This is a genomic window from Kitasatospora sp. NPDC029367, assembly GCF_055569135.1.
Genome location: NZ_JBVHYH010000003.1, coordinates 123184 through 141512, shown reverse-complemented (window position 1 = coordinate 141512; position 18329 = coordinate 123184). Strand labels below are relative to the sequence as shown.

At 71.2% G+C, this 18329-nt stretch carries 17 protein-coding genes; all 17 read right to left on the bottom strand.

Annotated elements, in window-relative coordinates:
- Position 1 precedes the first annotated feature (1 nt).
- Positions 2–916: a F0F1 ATP synthase subunit gamma gene (locus tag ACZ4W5_RS03850; RefSeq protein ID WP_360233631.1), complete on the bottom strand. Its 915-nt coding sequence runs from the start codon at positions 914–916 to the stop codon at positions 2–4.
- A gap of 32 nt (positions 917–948) precedes the next feature.
- Entirely contained in the window at positions 949–2523 is a 1575-nt protein-coding gene (gene atpA, locus ACZ4W5_RS03845) for a F0F1 ATP synthase subunit alpha (RefSeq protein WP_360233628.1), read from the bottom strand.
- A 172-nt stretch (positions 2524–2695) separates the two neighbouring features.
- On the bottom strand, positions 2696–3511 hold the full coding sequence (locus ACZ4W5_RS03840; protein ID WP_360233626.1) for a F0F1 ATP synthase subunit delta: 816 nt from the start codon (positions 3509–3511) through the stop codon (positions 2696–2698).
- Positions 3508–4068, bottom strand: a complete 561-nt coding sequence (locus ACZ4W5_RS03835) for a F0F1 ATP synthase subunit B (protein WP_360233623.1) — start codon at positions 4066–4068, stop codon at positions 3508–3510. The genes ACZ4W5_RS03840 and ACZ4W5_RS03835 overlap by 4 nt, the downstream gene beginning before the upstream one ends.
- Before the next feature lie 37 nt (positions 4069–4105).
- Positions 4106–4339, bottom strand: a complete 234-nt coding sequence (atpE, locus tag ACZ4W5_RS03830) for an ATP synthase F0 subunit C (RefSeq protein WP_360233620.1) — start codon at positions 4337–4339, stop codon at positions 4106–4108.
- An 84-nt stretch (positions 4340–4423) separates the two neighbouring features.
- Positions 4424–5239: a F0F1 ATP synthase subunit A gene (gene atpB / locus ACZ4W5_RS03825; RefSeq protein WP_360233617.1), complete on the bottom strand. Its 816-nt coding sequence runs from the start codon at positions 5237–5239 to the stop codon at positions 4424–4426.
- 285 nt (positions 5240–5524) lie between these two features.
- Entirely contained in the window at positions 5525–5968 is a 444-nt protein-coding gene (locus ACZ4W5_RS03820; protein ID WP_360233614.1) for a hypothetical protein, read from the bottom strand.
- Between the two features lie 301 nt (positions 5969–6269).
- Positions 6270–7550, bottom strand: a complete 1281-nt coding sequence (locus tag ACZ4W5_RS03815) for an MraY family glycosyltransferase (protein WP_360233611.1) — start codon at positions 7548–7550, stop codon at positions 6270–6272.
- Between the two features lie 173 nt (positions 7551–7723).
- Positions 7724–9004, bottom strand: a complete 1281-nt coding sequence (locus tag ACZ4W5_RS03810; RefSeq protein ID WP_465652580.1) for a serine hydroxymethyltransferase — start codon at positions 9002–9004, stop codon at positions 7724–7726.
- Positions 9005–9113: 109 nt separating this feature from the next.
- The gene (locus ACZ4W5_RS03805) at positions 9114–9755 is read right to left on the bottom strand and encodes an arsenate reductase/protein-tyrosine-phosphatase family protein (protein ID WP_360233710.1); all 642 of its coding nucleotides are present in this window, start codon (positions 9753–9755) and stop codon (positions 9114–9116) included.
- A gap of 32 nt (positions 9756–9787) precedes the next feature.
- Entirely contained in the window at positions 9788–10435 is a 648-nt protein-coding gene (locus ACZ4W5_RS03800; protein ID WP_360233605.1) for an L-threonylcarbamoyladenylate synthase, read from the bottom strand.
- A gap of 128 nt (positions 10436–10563) precedes the next feature.
- Positions 10564–11430, bottom strand: a complete 867-nt coding sequence (gene prmC, locus ACZ4W5_RS03795; protein ID WP_360233602.1) for a peptide chain release factor N(5)-glutamine methyltransferase — start codon at positions 11428–11430, stop codon at positions 10564–10566.
- Between the two features lie 63 nt (positions 11431–11493).
- Positions 11494–12570 carry a peptide chain release factor 1 gene (gene prfA / locus ACZ4W5_RS03790; RefSeq protein WP_360233600.1) on the bottom strand — a complete coding sequence of 359 codons (1077 nt, stop codon included), beginning with the start codon at positions 12568–12570 and terminating at the stop codon, positions 11494–11496.
- A 148-nt stretch (positions 12571–12718) separates the two neighbouring features.
- Positions 12719–12940: a 50S ribosomal protein L31 gene (gene rpmE, locus ACZ4W5_RS03785; RefSeq protein WP_030235761.1), complete on the bottom strand. Its 222-nt coding sequence runs from the start codon at positions 12938–12940 to the stop codon at positions 12719–12721.
- Positions 12941–13091: 151 nt separating this feature from the next.
- A complete protein-coding gene (locus tag ACZ4W5_RS03780; protein ID WP_360233597.1) occupies positions 13092–14240 on the bottom strand; it encodes an LCP family protein in 1149 nt (382 codons plus the stop codon).
- A gap of 140 nt (positions 14241–14380) precedes the next feature.
- Positions 14381–16486: a transcription termination factor Rho gene (gene rho, locus ACZ4W5_RS03775; protein ID WP_360233594.1), complete on the bottom strand. Its 2106-nt coding sequence runs from the start codon at positions 16484–16486 to the stop codon at positions 14381–14383.
- Between the two features lie 578 nt (positions 16487–17064).
- Positions 17065–18003, bottom strand: coding sequence for a homoserine kinase (gene thrB / locus ACZ4W5_RS03770; protein WP_360233591.1), 939 nt, complete (start codon positions 18001–18003; stop codon positions 17065–17067).
- Between the last annotated feature and the right edge of the window lie 326 nt (positions 18004–18329).

Here is an 18329-nt window from a genome sequence, read left to right as displayed (position 1 = left end):
CTCATTCGCTCCCGCGGCTAGCGTCGGCGAGGGCGTTGGCGCCGCCGACGATCTCGCTGATTTCCTGGGTGATCTCGGCCTGACGGGCCGAGTTGGCAAGCCGCGTGAGCGACTTGATGAGCTCGCCGGCATTGTCCGTCGCGCTCTTCATCGCGCGGCGGCGGGCGGCGTGCTCGGAAGCGGCCGACTGCAGCAGCGCGTTGTAGATCCGGCTCTCGACGTACCGCGGCAGCAGCGCGTCGAGCACGCCCTCCGCCGACGGTTCGAAGTCGTACAGCGGGAAGATCTCCGACTTGGCCGGCGACTGGTCGCTGAGCTGGACCTCGTCCAGCTTCAGCGGCAGCAGCCGCGCCGCGACCGCGTCCTGCGTCAGCATGGACACGAACTCGGTCGAGACCACGTGGAGTTCGTCCACGCCGCCGGTCTCGGCCGTGAAGGCCTCGATCAGCTCGGCCGCCACCATCTTCGCGTCGCCGTAGGTCGGCTTGTCCGAGAAGCCCGTCCACGAGTTCCCCACCGCCAGGTTGCGGAAGGTGTAGTACGACAGACCCTTCCGACCGACGACGTAGGTCACGACGTCCTTGCCCTCGCCGCGCAGGCGCTCGGAGAGCGTCAGCGAGGCCTTGATGGCGTTGGACGAGTAACCGCCGGCCAGGCCGCGGTCCGCCGTGATCAGCAGGACCGCCGCGCGGGTGGCGTTCGGGTTCTCGGTGGTGAGCGGGTGCTTGGCGTTGGACCGGGTGGCCACCGCCGTCACCGCCCGGGTGAGCTCATCGGCGTACGGAGCGGAGGCCGCCACCGCGCGCTGCGCCTTGCCGATGCGCGCCGCGGAGATCATCTCCATCGCCTTGGTGATCTTCTTCGTCGCGGTGACAGAGCGGATCCGGCGCTTGTAGACCCGAAGCTGTGCTCCCATGGGTCGTTACGTCCTTTCCCTCGCTACCGGACTCAGGCCTGCTCGGAGAGCAGCTTGCCGTCGGCGGTCTGGTAACCCTGCTTGAAGGCCTCGATCGCGCCGGTCAGGGCGTCGACGGTGCCGTCGGCCAGCAGACCGGTCTCGACGATGCCGGCGAGCAGGTCCTTGTGCTGCAGGCGGACGTGGTCCAGGAACTCGCGCTCGAAGCGGCGGATCTCGGCGACCGGGACGTCGTCCAGCTTGCCGGTGGTACCGGCCCAGATGGAGACGACCTGCTCCTCGACCGGGAACGGCTGGTACTGGCCCTGCTTGAGCAGCTCGACCATGCGCGCACCGCGCTCCAGCTGGGCCTTGGAGGCCGCGTCCAGGTCGGAGCCGAAGCCGGCGAAGGCCTCCAGCTCACGGTACTGGGCGAGGTCCAGGCGCAGACGGCCGGCGACCGAGCGCATGGCCTTGATCTGGGCGGAGCCACCGACGCGGGAGACCGAGATACCGACGTTCACGGCCGGGCGGATGCCGGCGTTGAACAGGTCGGACTCCAGGAAGCACTGGCCGTCGGTGATGGAGATGACGTTGGTCGGGATGTACGCCGAGACGTCGTTGGCCTTGGTCTCGATGATCGGCAGACCGGTCATCGAGCCGCCGCCCAGGGCGTCGTTCAGCTTCGCGCAGCGCTCCAGCAGGCGGGAGTGCAGGTAGAAGACGTCACCCGGGTAGGCCTCGCGGCCCGGCGGGCGGCGCAGCAGCAGGGAGACGGAACGGTAGGCCTCGGCCTGCTTCGACAGGTCGTCGAAGATGATCAGGACGTGCTTGCCGTCGTACATCCACTCCTGGCCGATGGCCGAACCGGTGTACGGGGCCAGGTACTTGAAACCGGCCGGGTCGGACGCGGGAGCGGCCACGATGGTGGTGTACTCCAGCGCGCCGGCCTCCTCCAGGGCGCCGCGGACGGACGCGATGGTGGAGCCCTTCTGGCCCACGGCGACGTAGATGCAGCGGACCTGCTTCTCCGGGTCGCCCGAGCGCCAGTTGTCGCGCTGGTTGATGATCGTGTCGACGGCCACCGCGGTCTTGCCGGTCTGGCGGTCACCGATGATCAGCTGACGCTGGCCACGGCCGATCGGGGTCATCGCGTCGATGGCCTTGATACCGGTCTGCAGCGGCTGCTTGACCGACTTGCGGGCCATGACGCCGGGGGCCTGCAGCTCAAGGGCGCGACGGCCGGTGGCGGCGATCTCGCCGAGGCCGTCGATCGGGTTGCCCAGCGGGTCCACGACGCGGCCGAGGTAGCCGTCGCCGACCGGAACCGAGAGGACCTCGCCGGTGCGGCGCACGGTCTGGCCCTCTTCGATACCGCCGAACTCACCGAGGACGACGACACCGATCTCGCGGGTGTCGAGGTTCAGCGCGAGGCCGAGCGTGCCGTCCTCGAACTTCAGCAGCTCGTTCGCCATGACCGAGGGCAGGCCCTCGACATGCGCGATGCCGTCCGCCGCGTCAGTGACCGTGCCGACCTCTTCCACAGAAGCGGCGTCCGGCTGGTACGACTGGACAAAGTCGGCCAGCGCGTCCCGGATCTCCTCCGGACGGATCGTAAGCTCCGCCATCAGGCTTCCCTGCTCTCCTAGTTTGCGATCCTCGGCCCGCCGTTGAGGGCCGGCCGCAAGTACTCGACTCTCGGCCGGGTCGTATGAACCGGCCGTACGTTTTGCCGACTCCATGGGGAGCCGGTTTCCCGACCGAGGGTCGGATGGGCTGCTCGGTGCTGCTCGGTGCTGCTCAGCCTTCGAGCGACTGACGAGCGCCTTCGAGGCGGCTCGACACGGTGCCGTCGATGATCTCGTCGCCGATCTGCACCCGCACACCGCCGACGACCTCGGGGTCGACGTCGATGTTCAGGTGGACCTGGCGGCCGTACATCCGGCCCAGAGCACCGGTGAGGCGCTCCTTCTGGGTGTCCGACAGCGGCACCGCGCTGGTGACCAGGGCCACCATGCGGCCGCGGCGCGCGGCGGCGAGCTTCGAGTAGGACTCGAGGCCCTGCTCCAGGCTACGGCCGCGCGGCGCGTTGACGAGGGCGGTGACCAGCCGGACGGTGCCGGCGTTGGCGCGGCCGCCGAGCAGCTTGTTGATCAGCCCGGCCTTCGCGCCGGTGCCGGCCTTCGGCTCGGTGAGCGCGGCGCGCAGCTCGTGCGAGCCGCTGACCACCCGGCCGAAGCGGAACAGCTCGTCCTCGACGTCGTCCAGGGCGCCGGCCTTGTCCGCGGCGATGACCTCGGCGTAGGCGGCGAGCTCCTCGGTCGCGTCCACCAGGTCACGCGCACCCGACCAGCGGGACCGGACCAGGCCGGAGACCAGGTCGACGGTCTCGCCGGAGACCTGACCGGTCAGCAGCGAGGTGACCAGCTGGGCCTTGTCCTGCCCCGACCGGGACGGGTCGGTCAGCACGCGGCGCAGCGACACCTCGCGGTCCAGCACGGCCGTGACGGCGGTGAGTTCCTCGGCGAGCTTGGCCGCGTCCACCGAGGTGGAGTCGGTCAGGCTGTCCAGGTTCTGCCGGCCGGCGGCAAGCGCCTCGCGGCTGGCGCCGATCACTTGGCCGCACCCTGAGCCACGGCGGCCTTGGCCTCGAGCTCGTTCAGGAAGCGGTCGATCACGCCGCTCTGCCGGGCGTTGTCCTCGAGGGACTCGCCGACGATGCGGGAAGCCAGCTGGGTGGCCAGCGAACCCACGTCCTGACGCAGGGCGGCAGTCGCCTGCTTCTTGTCGGCCTCGATCTGGGCGTGGCCGGCGGCGACGATGGCCTCGCGCTGACGCTGGCCCTCCTCGCGCATCTCGGCGAGCTGGGCGGCGCCCTGCTCGCGAGCCTGCTCGACGATGCGGGCAGCCTCGTGGCGCGCCTCGGCGAGCTCGGCGCGGTACTGCTCAAGCAGGGCCTGGGCCTCCGCCTGGGCGGCCTCGGCGCGCTCCATGCCGCCTTCGATGGCGTCCCGGCGCTCCGACAGCACCTTCTCGATGCTGGGGAGGAGCTTCTTGCCGAGCAGACCGAAGACGATGAAGAAGCAGAGCAGGCCGATGATGATCTCGGGCCACGCGGGAAGCAGGGGGTTCATCTTCTCCCCCTCCTCCGCGAGCTGTGCCGCGAAACTCATATCTGGACCTTCCTCGAAAGGGTCTACGGCGTGGGAATTACTTGCCGGCGCCGAAGACGAACGGCATGACGATGCCGATGAGGGCGAGCGCCTCGGTCAGCGCGAAGCCGATGAACATGTTGGTGCGGATCAGACCGACAGCCTCGGGCTGACGGGCCATGGCCTGGACACCGTTACCGAAGATGAGACCAACACCGATGCCGGGGCCGATCGCGGCGAGGCCGTAACCGAGGGAGGCGACGGAACCGTAGACCTCAGCGAGGTTCTGCATTTCAGCTTGTCCTTTGCGGGGTGGTGGACCGGTGGTGGTTGGCCACCGGGCGTTCGGGAGGGGTGGCAGCCGGAGCTGCGTGGCTCAGTGCGCCTCTTCCAGGGCACCGGCGATGTAGCTGCTGGCCAGCATCACGAAGATGTAGGCCTGCAGGAACTGGACCAGCAGCTCGAAGGCGGTGAGGCCGACGGCGACCACGAAGGAGGCCGAGCCGTACAGCGCGCCCAGGGTCGGGCTGAGCAGGTACCAGGAGGCGACGGAGAACATCACGACCAGCAGGTGGCCGGCGAACATGTTCGCGAAGGCTCGGACCGCCAGGGTGAAGGGGCGCACGAAGATGTTCGAGAAGAACTCGATCGGGACCAGGATGAACATGACCCAGCCCGGGATGCCCGACGGCCAGCAGAGGTTCTTCATGCCGCCGACGAACCCGTGGGTCTTGAAGGTCAGCGTCATGTAGGTGATCCACACGACCGCGGCCAGACCGGCCGGGAACGCGATCGCCGCCGTCACCGGGAACTGGGCGAACGGGATGATCGACATGATGTTCATCAACCAGATGAAGAAGAACATCGAGACCAGCATCGGGACGTACTTCTCGCCCCGCTTGCCGATCGTCTCCAGCGCGATCGAGCGCTTGACGAAGTCGTAACCGATCTCGGCGACCAGCTGCAGCTTGCCGGGGACCAGGCGCGGCTTGGCGAAGGCGGCCCAGAAGAACACGACGATCAGGAGCGCGACGATGATCGACAGCAGCATCGGCTTGTTGAAGTCGACGCCGCCGACCGAGAAGATCGGCTTGAACTGGAACTCGTTCAGGCCCGGGGCCGGGAAGCCGCAGCCAGCGTCCCCGAAGTGGCAACTGCCTGAGGCGAGCGAGGACGTGAGTTCAGCACTCACCACGGACTCCTTCGTCGTGACGCATGGTTACGGCAACCTCGGTGTGTCGGCGTGGCCTGCGACCACGGAGCGGCACTGGAACTTGATGGGTTTCTCGCCGACCCCGCGCGACGGCGCGCTGCGCGACCACGGGATCATCGAAGACTGCGCGGGTCCGGGGGGCGATCCGTCCAATGTCCGGACAGACCTGGCCTCTTCCCGTACTCCGTTGTTGCGACGGACGATAGCAGCCCGTCAGTGCGGCATAAACACCGCCCCCCTCGTTGGGGGGACAGCTGGGCCTCGTCACTGTTGACGACCCTTGTCGGAGGGCTTGTCACCCTTGCTTTCCGAGGCGTGGGGGTCGACGTAGAACATCTTGGCCTTGAGTGCGCCGCGCACCTGGAAGCCGGTGAAGACCAGCACGCAGCCGATCAACGTGAAGGCGAAGGTCTGCCGGTTGAAGAGCTCGGTGTCCTTGAACACCGCGAGCACGATGCCGACCAGCAGGATCTGGGTGGTGTACACCATCAGCGCCGCGGCCATCATGATCTGCGGGTTCGACCTGGTCAGCCGCTCGAGCGCGAACTGGCCGGAGCTGAAGAAGGCCAGCACCAGGATGGCGCCGAAGAAAGCGCCGAGCAGGCCCTTCCCACCGGCGACGGCGAAGGAGATCGCCATGGCGATGATCCCGGCGACCGCAGTGGGAATCGCGGCGCCCCGGAGGATCTGGGCGTCGGTGGACGGCATGTCGGCAGCTCCGGCGGCATGTCGATGTGGCGGGGGACGGGCACAGATGGTGGCGGGGTGACACCGGACCGAGTGGCCGCCGCCGGACCGCCCGCGGTGAGCGGCGGATCCGTCGAGGGAGACCGACCAGGGACGGAAGTCCTCCACCTGTCAGGTCTTTCGGCGTGTTCTCGGTACTCGTGAACGGTATCACAAACTATTTGATGAGAGCTTTACCATGAATGTGTGGCTCCTGTCACACCGACGGCGCAACGAATCCGCCGTACGGGTGAGCCCACCTGGCGGATCGTCAACTTCGCTGTCACCGGCGGCCGGTGGCCTTGTGGTGGTCGGTGGACGCGGTGGACCCCCGGCTGGCTTCACCCAGAAGTTGCTTGTCCTTCGCCGACAGTTCGGCCATCGGGGCGGACGGCGAGCGCCGCCGGTACCGCGGCGGGACGAAGGACTGCACCGCCCGGGGCGCCCGCGGCCGGAACCGCGGCGTCAGCAGGACCACCAGGCCGACCAGGCAGAGCCCGGCGAGGGTCAGCACCACCGTGCGGCCGGTGTTGGTCACCGAGAAGGCGACCGTGCCGAAGGCGATCAGCGCGGCCCAGAAGTACATGATCAGCACGGCCCGGCTGTGCGAGTGCCCGACCTGGAGCAGCCGGTGGTGCAGGTGGCGCTTGTCGGCGGCGAACGGGGACTGGCCGGCCCAGGTGCGGCGCACCACGGCGAGCAGCAGGTCGGCCAGCGGCAGCGCGATGACCGTCAGCGGCAGCAGCAGCGGGATGTAGATCGGCACCAGGGTGTGCACGGTGGCGGTCTGCGAACCGGTCTCGCTGTTGATCAGGTCCGGGTCGACCCGGCCGGTGATCGAGATCGCCGCGACGGCCAGCATCAGGCCGAGCATCATCGAGCCGGAGTCGCCCATGAAGATCCGCGCGGGGTGCATGTTGTGCGCCAGGAAGCCCAGGCACATGCCGATCAGCAGCACGCTGAACAGCACGGCGGGGGCCGCGTCGGAGATCGTGTAGCCGTACCAGAGCCGGTAGCTGTACAGGAAGAAGGCCATCGCGGCGATGCAGACCATGCCGCCCGCCAGGCCGTCCAGTCCGTCGATGAAGTTCACCGCGTTGACCATGACGACGACCAGGGTGACCGAGATGACCATGCCCTGGGTCGGGCTCACCGCGACCGAACCGACGCCGGGCACCGGGAGGCTGATCACCGTGACGCCCTGCCAGACCATCACGCCGGCGGCGATCATCTGGCCGCCCAGCTTGACCAGGGCGTCCACGCCCCACTTGTCGTCCAGCACCCCGAGCAGGAACATGATCCCGGCGCCGGACAGCAGCGCGCGGATGTCGCTGCCCCCGTTGAACACCTTGCTCAGGTTGTCCAGCTGGGAGGCGACCAGGATGCCCGCGCACAGTCCGCCGAACATCGCGATGCCGCCGAGCCGAGGAGTGGGCTCGCGGTGCACGTCGCGGGCGCGGACCGGGGGCATCGCGCCCGCCGCGATGGCGAACTTCCGGACCGGGCCGGTCAGCAGGTAGGTGACGGCGGCGGTGCAGAACAGCACCAGCAGATACTCACGCACCACTGGCCTCCTGCATCACTGTCGAACGGGGAGGTACCGAAGGTACTCCCCTGCCTTCCCGGGGTTCGAGGTGCGTCGCCACGGCACACACCTTATTGAGTCGGACGCCCGGGACGTGCATCGCGGTTCGCTCTCCCGGGTAGGAGATCCGAATCCCCGCGGCCGCCCGGGCCTCAGGCCCGCCCCGCGAAGGCCGCCGCCAGCTCCCGGACCTGCGCCGCGACCGGCCCGGGGGCCTCCCCGGCGAGCAGCCGGCCGATCAAACCGGCGATCCCGGCCAGCTCCGCCTCCCCCATCCCCTGGCTGGTCACGGTGCCCGTGCCCAGCCTGATCCCGGAGGCGTCGGCGGGCGGCGCCGGGTCGTACGGCAGCGCGCACTTGCCGAGCAGCAACCCGGCCGCCGCGCAGCGCCGTTCGGCCTCCGCACCGGTCACGCCGAGCGGGCTGACGTCGGCGGTCACCAGGTGGGTGTCGGTACCGCCCGTCAGAGGGCGCATTCCGGCCTCTGCGAGCCCCCTGGCGAGCGCCTGCGCCCCGGACACCGTCCGCTGCGCGTACGCCCGGTAGGCGGGCGTCCCGGCCTCCGCGAGGGCCACCGCCTTGCCGGCCACCTCGTTCATCGCCGCGCCGCCCTGGCTGAACGGGAACACCGCCCGGTCGATCCGCTCGGCCAGCTCCGCGGTGGACAGCAGCAGACCGCCGCGCGGGCCGCGCAGCAGCTTGTGGGTGGCGGCCACCGTGACGTCCGCGTACGGCACCGGGGAGGGCGCCACACCGGCCGCGATCAGGCCGGTGGTCTGCGCGACGGAGGCGATCAGATAGGCGTCCACCTCGTCGGCGATCTCCCGGAAGGCCGCCCAGTCCGGGTGCCGGGGGTAGGAGATCGAACCCGCCACCACGGCCTTCGGGCGGTGCCGCCGGGCCAGCTCGCGCACCTGGTCCAGGTCGATCAGGCCGTCGTCCTCGCGCACGCCGTAGCCGGTGAACTCGAACCAGCGGCCGGAGAAGTTGGCCCGCGAGCCGCAGCTGAGGTGGCCACCGTGCTCCAGCGACATCGCCAGCACCCCGTCACCGGGCCGCAGCAGCGCCGCGTAGGCCGCGAGCATCGCCGAAGTCGCCGACCGGGGCTGAACGTTGGCGTGCGGCGCGGCGAACAGCTCGCGCGCCCGGTCGATCGCCAGCAGCTCCGCGGCGTCCGCCAGCGCGCAGCCGGTGTGGTGCCGGCGGCCGGGGTAGCCCTCGGCGTACTTGTCGATCAGCGGCCCGGTCAGCGCCGCCAGCACGGCGGGCGTGGTCAGGTTCTCCCCCGCCAGCAGCTGGATCGTTTCGGCGCGCCGCTCGGACTCGGCGGCCAGCAGGTCGGCGATCTGCGGATCCGCCCGGTGCAGCGCCTCGGACGCCCACGGGCGCCCCGTCGTCGCGGTCGGGCCGGTCGCGGCATCGGTGACGGTCATGGCAGGGCTCCCGGGCGCGGCAGGGACGGTGCCCCCAGCGTAGGACGGTCGCCCCCGTCCGGCCCGCCGAGAAGGGGCCGTTCGGCCGTCAGCGCGGCGCGGGCAGGCGTCAGCGCGGCGCGGGCACGCCCGTCAGCGCGGTGACCACCGGGTCGACCGCGTGGAATATCTCCTCGCCGCAGTTGCGGAACATGCCGATCGGAGCGCCGTACGGGTCGTCCACCTCGTCGGACTCCGGGGTCGCGGCCAGCAGCCAGCCGCGCAGCGCGGCGGCGGCCCGCACCAGGGCGCGGGCCCGCTCGGTGACGTCGGCGCCGCGGCGCGGGTCGGGCAGGGTGCCCGGGTCGATCGTCCGGACCAGCCGGGTGAACTCCTTCATCGTGAAGGTGCGCAGGCCCGCCTCGTGGCCCATCGAGATCACCTGGGCGCGGTGGTCCAGGGTCGCGGTCAGCACCAGGTCGGCCTCGACCACGTGCTCGTCCAGCAGTTCCCGGCCGGTGAAGCCACCGCTGTCGGCGCCGTACTCGTCGAGCACGGTCGCCGCGTGGTCCTCCATCGGCGCGCCCACGTGGCCCCAGGTGCCGGCGCTCTCCACCAGGATCCGCCCGGCCACCCGGGGGCTGAGCCGGGTGTCCAGCTCACGCCGGGTGAGCCGCTCGGCGATCGGCGAGCGGCAGATGTTCCCCGTACAGACGAACAGGATCCGGAAGTGGTCCAGCGGCCTGGGACCCACGCTCAGGTACGGCGCTATGCCGGGCCCGTCATGGAGCGAGGCGGTGGGTGTCAACTTCCGGCCTCCAGGTCGGGGACGACCTCCCTCAGCTGCTCGATGCTGATCGCCCCGGCCCGCAGGAGCACGGGCACCTTGCCGGTGACGTCGACGATGGACGAGGCGGTGGCGTGGTCGGCGGTGCCGCCGTCCAGGTAGACCGAGATCGCGTCGCCCAGCTGGGCCTGCGCCTCGTCACAGGTCGCCGGGGACGGGCCGCCGGTCTTGTTGGCGCTGGAGACGGCGAGCGGGCCGGTGCTGTTCAGCAGCTCGATGGCGACCGGGTGCAGCGGCATCCGGACCGCGACGGTGCCGCGGGTCTCGCCGAGGTCCCAGCGCAGCGAGGGCTGGTGCTTGGCGACCAGGGTGAGCCCGCCGGGCCAGAACGCGTCGACCAGCTCCCAGGCCTGCTCGGAGAAGTCGGTGACCAGGCCGTGCAGGGTGGTCGGCGAGCCGACCAGGACGGGCGAGGGCATGTTGCGGCCGCGGCCCTTGGCGGCCAGCAGCTCGCCGACGGCCTCCGGGGAGAAGGCGTCCGCACCGACCCCGTACAGGGTGTCGGTGGGCAGCACGACGAGTTCGCCGCGGCGGATGGCCGATGCGGCCTCGCGCAGGCCGGTGGCGCGGTCCCCGGCGTCGGCACAGTCGTAGCGGCGGCTCATCGGTGCGGTCCCCTTCCGGAAAGGCTCATGACGTTCACGGCGGTGTTCACGACCCGGCCCCGCGGCCGGTCGTGCGGTGCTCGACGTTCACGACCCGACCCTGCGGGCCGTCGTGCGGTGCTCGATGTTCACGACCCGACCCTCCGGGCGGTCGTGAAACGGGGCCGGTTGTTCAGGTCGCGGTGGTCGGCCGTGTCCGTCCAACCGCGTTCCTCGTTGAAGATCCACGGCACCTGGCCGCCCTGCTGGTCGGCGTGCTCGATCACCACCGCGCCGCCCGGGCGGAGCAGCCGGGCGGCCACCCGCTCGATGCCGCGGATGGTGTCCAGGCCGTCCTCGCCGGAGAACAGGGACATCTGCGGGTCGTGGTCGCGGGCCTCCGGCGCGACGTACTCCCACTCGGTGAGCGGGATGTACGGCGGGTTGGAGATCACCAGGTCGAAGCGGCCGTCCCAGGAGCGGTCGTCCTCGAAGGCCTTGGTGGCGTCACCGGCGTGCAGGGTGACCCTGGCCCGGTCCGGGCTGGCCTCGATGTTGCGCCGGGTGTACTCCAGCGCCCCCGCGTCCAGCTCGAAGGCGTGCACGGTGGAGCGCGGCAGCTCCTGGGCCAGGGCGAGCGCGATGGCGCCCGAGCCGGAGCACAGGTCGACCACCAGCGGCTCGGCGACGTCCATGTCGCGCACCGCGTCTATCGCCCACTCGACGACCGTCTCGGTCTCCGGCCGGGGCACGAACACCCCGGGGCCGACCGCCAGTTCGAGGTAGCGGAAGAACGCCCGCCCGGTGATGTGCTGCAGCGGCTCGCGGGCCTCGCGGCGCGAGACCGCCTCCCAGTAGCGGGCGTCGAAGTCGGCGTCCTGCACGGTGTGCAGCTGGCTGCGCTTGACGTTGTGGACGTAGGCGGCAAGTTCCTCCGCGTCGAAGCGCGGCGACGGCACGCCGGCCGCGGCCAACCGCTGGGTGGCCTGGGCCACCTCGGCGAGCAGCAGGTTCATCCGTACGACCTCATGTTTCTGCGCTCCGGCTTCGGTCTTGCGTCGGGCTGGGGCGCGCCGGTCTCAGTTCTCTTGGGCCGCGGCGAGCTTGGCCGCCGCGTCCTTGTCGACGCAGGACTGGATCACGGCGTTCAGGTCGCCGTCCAGGACCTGGTCCAGGTTGTACGCCTTGAAGCCCGTGCGGTGGTCCGAGATGCGGTTCTCCGGGTAGTTGTACGTCCGGATCCGCTCGGAGCGGTCCACCGTGCGGACCTGGCTGCGACGCGCGTCCGAGGCCTCCCGCTCGGCCTCCTCCTGCGCGGCGGCCAGCAGCCGCGAACGCAGGATGCGCATCGCCTGCTCCTTGTTCTGCAGCTGGCTCTTCTCGTTCTGGCAGGACGCCACGATACCGGTCGGCAGGTGGGTGATCCGGACCGCCGAGTCGGTGGTGTTGACCGACTGGCCGCCGGGGCCGGAGGAGCGGTAGACGTCGATCCGCAGGTCGTTGGCGACGATCTCGACCTCGACCTCCTCCGCCTCGGGGGTGACCAGCACGCCCGCCGCGGAGGTGTGGATGCGGCCCTGCGACTCGGTGGCGGGGACGCGCTGCACGCGGTGCACGCCGCCCTCGTACTTCAACCGGGCCCAGACGCCCTGGCCGGGCTCGGCGCTGCCCTTGGTCTTCACGGCCACCGAGACGTCCTTGTAGCCGCCGAGGTCGGACTCGTTGGAGTCGATGATCTCGGTCTTCCAGCCGATCCGTTCGGCGTAGCGCAGGTACATCCGGAGCAGGTCGCCGGCGAACAGCGCGGACTCCTCGCCGCCCTCGCCCGCCTTGATCTCAAGGATGACGTCCTTGTCGTCGCTCGGGTCGCGCGGGACGAGCAGCAGCCGCAGTTCCTCGGTCAGCTCGTCGCGGCGCGCCTCGGAGTCCTTCACCTCGGAGATGAAATCCGGGTCCTCGGCGGCGAGTTCGCGCGCGGCCTCGATGTCCTCGCCGGCCTGCCGCCACTGCCGGTAGACCCGGGTGATCGGGGTCAGCTCGGCGTACCGCTTGGCCAGCTTGCGGGCGTTGTTCTGGTCCGCGTGGACCGACGGGTCGGCCAGCCTCGTCTCGAGGTCGGCGTGCTCGACGAGGAGCTCTTCGACTGCCTCGAACATGGGGTGGCCTTCTTCCCGGGGACTCGGAACGTGCGGGGGGTGCGGAACGGGGCGGAGCTGCGCGGTTCGCGCTGGGACGCGAACGGCGCCGGTCCCCTGCGCCCCCGACAACGAGTAGGGGGCACCGGGAACCGGCGCCGAGGGAGCGCTAGGCCTTCGCGCTGTGCTGCTTGCCGAAGCGGGCCTCGAAGCGGGCCACGCGGCCACCGGTGTCGAGGATCTTCTGCTTGCCGGTGTAGAACGGGTGGCACTGCGAGCAGACCTCGGCGCGGATCTCGCCACTGGTCTCGGTCGAGCGGGTGGTGAACTCGGCGCCGCAGGTGCAGGTCACGCGGGTGACCACGTACTCCGGGTGAACGTTGGACTTCAAGGGGTTCTCCTAGTTTTCGGGAGGGCACCGGGTCGGCGGCTGGGAATGCCGCACGTGAACCGGGACCGACGGACCAGTCTGCCAGGACCGGCCGCATCTTCCCAAACCGGGTCCCGCCGCGGCTTATTCCGGGGGACGTCGGGCCGACGGCTCAGCGGGCCGCGGAGGCCTTCGCGGTGGGCTTCACGGACGGCTTCGCGGTGGGCTTCACGGACTGCCCGGCGGCGCCCGTCGCCGGGGCCGTGGGGGCCGCCTGGGCGGGGTTCTCCGGCTGGGCCGAGACCACCGCCTGCGGGAGGGGCTGGTCGGCCCTGAGCGCCGCCCAGAGGCTCCCGGCCTGCGGCTGCTGCTCGACCACCCGGTTGGGGTCGCTGGGCGCGGTCACCACCGGCAGGGTGACCATGCTCAGCTGGTCCGGCCCGATCCCCTTGAGCTCCTGCACCAGCCCGACCAGGGAGTTCACCGAGCCGAGCGCGGAGTCGGTGGTGACGCTCTTGGTCATGGTGTCGCCGATCGACCACAGCTTGACCGGGTTGGAGAACAGCCCGAGCCCGCCGGCCTGCTGGAGCAGCGACTTGACCATCTGCTTCTGCAGCTCGATCCGGCCGAGGTCGCTGCCGTCGCCGACGCCGTGCCGGGTGCGCACGAAGGCCAGCGCCTGCTGCCCGTCCAGGTGGTGCTGGCCCGCGGGCAGGTCGAGCCCGCTGTCCTTGTCGTGGATGGCCACCGTGGTGGTCACGGTGGCCCCGCCTATCGCGTCCACGACCCGGGCGAAGCCGGCGAAGTCCACCTGGAGGTAGTGGTCCATCCGCAGCCCGGTGAGCTGCTCGGTGGTCTTGACGGCGCAGGCCGCGCCGCCCGCCTCGAAGGCGCTGTTGTACATCGCGCGCTTGGCCGCCGGGACGGCCTTGCCGGCGCCGTCGGTGCACTGCGGGCGGTCGACCAGGGTGTCGCGCGGGATCGAGACGACCGAGGCCCTGGAGTGGTCCTGGTAGACGTGGACCACCATCGCGGTGTCGGAGCGGGCGGAGTCGCCGGTGTCCCCGCCGGCCAGGTCGCCGTTCTCGCCGACCCGCGAGTCGGAGCCCAGCACCAGGATGTTGAAGGAGCCGTCGGTGGCGGCCGGGGGCCGGGCGTCGCCGAGCCGGGAGTCGATGTCGACGCTCTTGATGTTGCCGTTGAGCTTCAGGTACGCGTACGCCCCCGCACCGCCGCCGGCGACGACGAGCGCGGCGACCGCGCAGGCGGACCACCGCAGGACCTTGCGGCGGCGACTCGGGACCCTCTTGTGCTCGGCCATACGGTCCAGAGTAAATCGGACAAGAAGATCAAATAGTCCCAAGCTGTCCCAACTCTGGAACAAAGCGGCCACGGACGCACGGAACCCCGGACCGCTCGCGCGATCCGGGGTTCCGTGCTGTGCAGCCGGTCCGACTACGGTCAGTCGCCCGAGCCGGGGGTGGTCTTGGCGATCTGCATCAGGAACTCGGCGTTGCTCTTGGTCTGCTTCATCTTGTCCAGGAGCAGCTCGATCGCCTGCTGCGAGTCGAGCGCGTGCAGCACCCGGCGCAGCTTCCAGACGATGGCCAGCTCCTCGCTGCCGAGCAGGATCTCCTCCTTGCGGGTGCTGGAGGCGTCCACGTCGACGGCCGGGAAGATGCGCTTGTCCGAGAGCTTCCGGTCGAGCTTGAGCTCCATGTTGCCGGTGCCCTTGAACTCCTCGAAGATCACCTCGTCCATCCGCGAGCCGGTCTCGACCAGCGCGGTGGCCAGGATGGTCAGCGAGCCGCCGTTCTCGATGTTGCGCGCGGCACCGAAGAACTTCTTCGGCGGGTACAGCGCGGTCGAGTCGACACCACCGGACAGGATGCGGCCGGAGGCCGGCGCCGCCAGGTTGTAGGCGCGGCCCAGGCGGGTGATCGAGTCCAGCAGGATGACCACGTCGTGGCCCAGCTCGACCAGGCGCTTGGCGCGCTCGATGGCCAGCTCGGCGACGGTGGTGTGGTCCTCGGCCGGGCGGTCGAAGGTCGAGGAGATGACCTCGCCCTTGACCGACCGCTGCATGTCGGTGACCTCTTCCGGACGCTCGTCGACCAGGACGACCATCAGGTGGCACTCGGGGTTGTTGTGGGTGATCGCGTTGGCGACCGCCTGGAGCACCATGGTCTTGCCGGTCTTCGGCGGCGCGACGATCAGACCGCGCTGGCCCTTGCCGATCGGCGACACCAGGTCGATGATCCGGGTGGTCAGCACGCCCGGGTCGGTCTCCAGGCGCAGCCGCTCCTGCGGGTACAGCGGGGTGAGCTTGTTGAACTCGGGGCGGCCGCGGCCGGTCTCCGGGTCCATGCCGTTGACGGAGTCCAGCCGCACCATGGCGTTGAACTTCTCGCGGCGCTCGCCCTCGCGCGGCTGGCGCACGGCGCCGGTGATGGCGTCACCCTTGCGCAGGCCGTTCTTGCGGACCTGGGCGAGCGAGACGTAGACGTCGTTCTGGCCCGGCAGGTAGCCGGAGGTGCGCACGAAGGCGTAGTTGTCCAGGATGTCGAGGATGCCCGCGACCGGGATCAGGACGTCGTCCTCGCCGATCTGGGTCTCGACCGGACCGGCCTCGAAGCCCTCGCGGCCACGACGGCCCCGACGGTCGCGGTAACGGCCGCGACGGCCGCGACGGCCCTCGCCGAACTCGTCGTCGTCGTAGCCGCCCTGCTGGGCCTGCGGCTGCTGGGCCTGCTGGCCCTGGCCGCCCTCGCGGCGCTGCTGGCCGTCGCCCTGGCCCTGCTGCTGGCCCTGCTGGCCCTGGCGGTCGGTGCGCTCGCGGCGGTTGCGGCGGTCGCGACGCGACTCGCGGCCGTCGGCGTCCTGCCCGGCCTGGGCCTCGCCGGCGTCCTGGCGCTCGGTGCGCTCCGTGCGCTCGCCGCCGTCCCGGCGGTCACGGCGCTCGCGGCGGTCGCGACGGGTCTCGCGACCCTCCTCGCGGCCTTCGAAGGCGCGGGTCTCGGCCGGACGGTCGGCCTGCTTGGGCTCGGCCACCGCGACGGTGGCGGCCTCGGCGACGGTCTCCGCGGCCGCGACGGGCGCGGTCGGGGCGCCGGCGGCCGAGGTGGCGCGGCGGCGGGTGCGCTCGGCACGGGCCGGCGCGGCGGTCTCGGCGGCGGCCTGGACCGGGATCTCGATCTGGGCCTGCGGCTCGGCGGCCGGGGCCGCGGCAGCGGCGGCGGCGGCCTTGGTGCGGCGGGCCGGCTTCTCGGCCGGGGCCTCGGCGTCCGCCTTGGCGGCGGTGCGCTTGGCGGCCGGGGCGCCACCGGCGGCGAGCAGCGGGTCCCCGCCGCTCTTCTCCTTGATGGTCTCGATCAGCTGGCTCTTGCGCATGCGTCCGGTACCGGTGATGCCCAGGTCCGCGGCGAGCTTCTGCAGCTCGGCGAGGACCATTCCGTCCAGGCCCGCGGCGGCACTGCGGCGGCGGCGGGCCGGGGCAGCGGGGGCGGCGGTCGCGTCCGACGCTTCGGCGTCCGGGCGCGCGCCCATCAGATCGGTGGAGTCGCTCACTAAGGGTCCTTCCCTGGAGCGGACGTCGGCCTGTCTGGCTCGGCGACCGGTTGTGCTGTCCTGACCAACGCTCGACTGCGTCGGTCCGAGGCGGTGATCCCTCGAATGGCGGGAGCCCGTCGAGGGAGAGCTGCGAGGTGCGGTGCGTGAAGCACGGTGGTGCTGAGGTGGCGCGTGGGCCGGTCGTGGGTCGACCTCCCCAGAGGGCGTTGCGCCCACGCTGCCTGCGAATCCCGGGCCCCCGTCGCGTGACGGTGGCCCGCGCTCCGCCCGTCCTGGCCTCTAGGTGGGAGACCGCGGGTGGGAGTCAGGTGCCGTCACGGCTTCGGGATGCGACCGCTTGTCGCGCAGGCAGGCTGCGTACGCGCTGCGGTGGGCTCCCGGAGAATCGTCGCCCCGGACATCGCGGCGGTTCCACGGCAGTGGAACGCTGGGATCGGGACGCGGCGCACCTAGCCCCGGAGGGCACCTGGTGCAGCAATGAGGTTAACACTACCGACCCCCTCAGACATTCCCCGACCTCGAGCTTGCCAATCGTGTCCGGACGGCCCGGCTCCACGCCGGGCCGAACCGGCAGCTCAGACGCCCAGCGGGAGCACGGTGGCCCCGGTGCGGTCGACCTCGAGCCGGTGCGCGGCGAACGCCGGATCGCCGCCGTGGCCGTGGTGCCCGGCGAAGGAGAGCACCTTGTCGACGCCCGCCTCGTCGGTGAGCGCCAGCACCGTCGGGCCGGCCCCGGAGATGACCGCGGGGACGCCCTCCGCGCGCAGCGCGCCGACCAGCGCGGCGCTGTCCGGCATGGCGGAGGCGCGGTAGTCCTGGTGCAGCCGGTCCTCGGTGGCGGCGAGGAGCAGTTCGGGGCGCCTGGTCAGGGCCTCCACCAGCAGCGCGGAGCGGCCCGCGTTGACGGCGGCGTCGGCCAGCGGGACGGTCTTCGGCAGCAGGCCGCGGGCGGTTTCGGTGAGCACCTCGCCGGCCGGCACGAACACCACCGGGACGACCTGCCCGGAGGGCTCCAGGGCGACCGCCTTGGCCGACTCCTCGTCGGTCCAGGCGATGGTGAAGTTGCCGCGCAGGCAGGCCGCGACGTTGTCCGGGTGGCCCTCCAGCTCGGAGGCGAGGGCCAGCAGCGCGTCGTCGTCCAGCGCGGACGGGCCGCCGATGGTGACGGCGCGGGCGGCCACGATGCCGGCGCAGATGGCGGCCGAGGAGGAGCCCAGGCCGCGGCCGTGCGGTATCCGGTTGGCACAGACCACTTCGAGGCCGCGCGGCTGGCCGCCGAGCCGGTCGAAGGCGGCCCGCATCGAGCGGACCAGCAGGTGGCGCTCGTCCCGCGGCAGCGTCTGCGCGCCCTCACCGGCGATGTCGACGGAGAGGCCGGAGTCGGAGACCCGGACGACGACGTCGTCGTACAGACCCAGGGCGAGCCCGAAGGCGTCGAAGCCAGGGCCGAGGTTGGCGCTGGTCGCGGGAACCCGGACCCGGACGGCGGCGGCACGGAACGCAGGACCGGCCATGCGGTGGACTCTCCTGGGGAAATCGGGCGGCGCGGAGCGCGTCGTCGGTGCGAGGTGGGGAAAGGGCCGCGGGCCCCTCGGGCCTGGCGGTCGCTGTCGTCGGCGCGGCCCGTACCAGGACGGGCCCGGGGCATGTGCCACACGGCCGGACCCAGAGTATCGAAGAGAGGTTCCCCAGTGGTACACCCCGTGGGCCTTCGATCTGGTGTGTTGCCGGTTCTGGCCGGAATGCGCACCCCCTGCGGTCAGGGAACGGGGTGGAATCGGATCGGAATGCGCCGCGGAATTGACACAAAAGTGTCACCGGAGAACTTCGACGGGCCGAC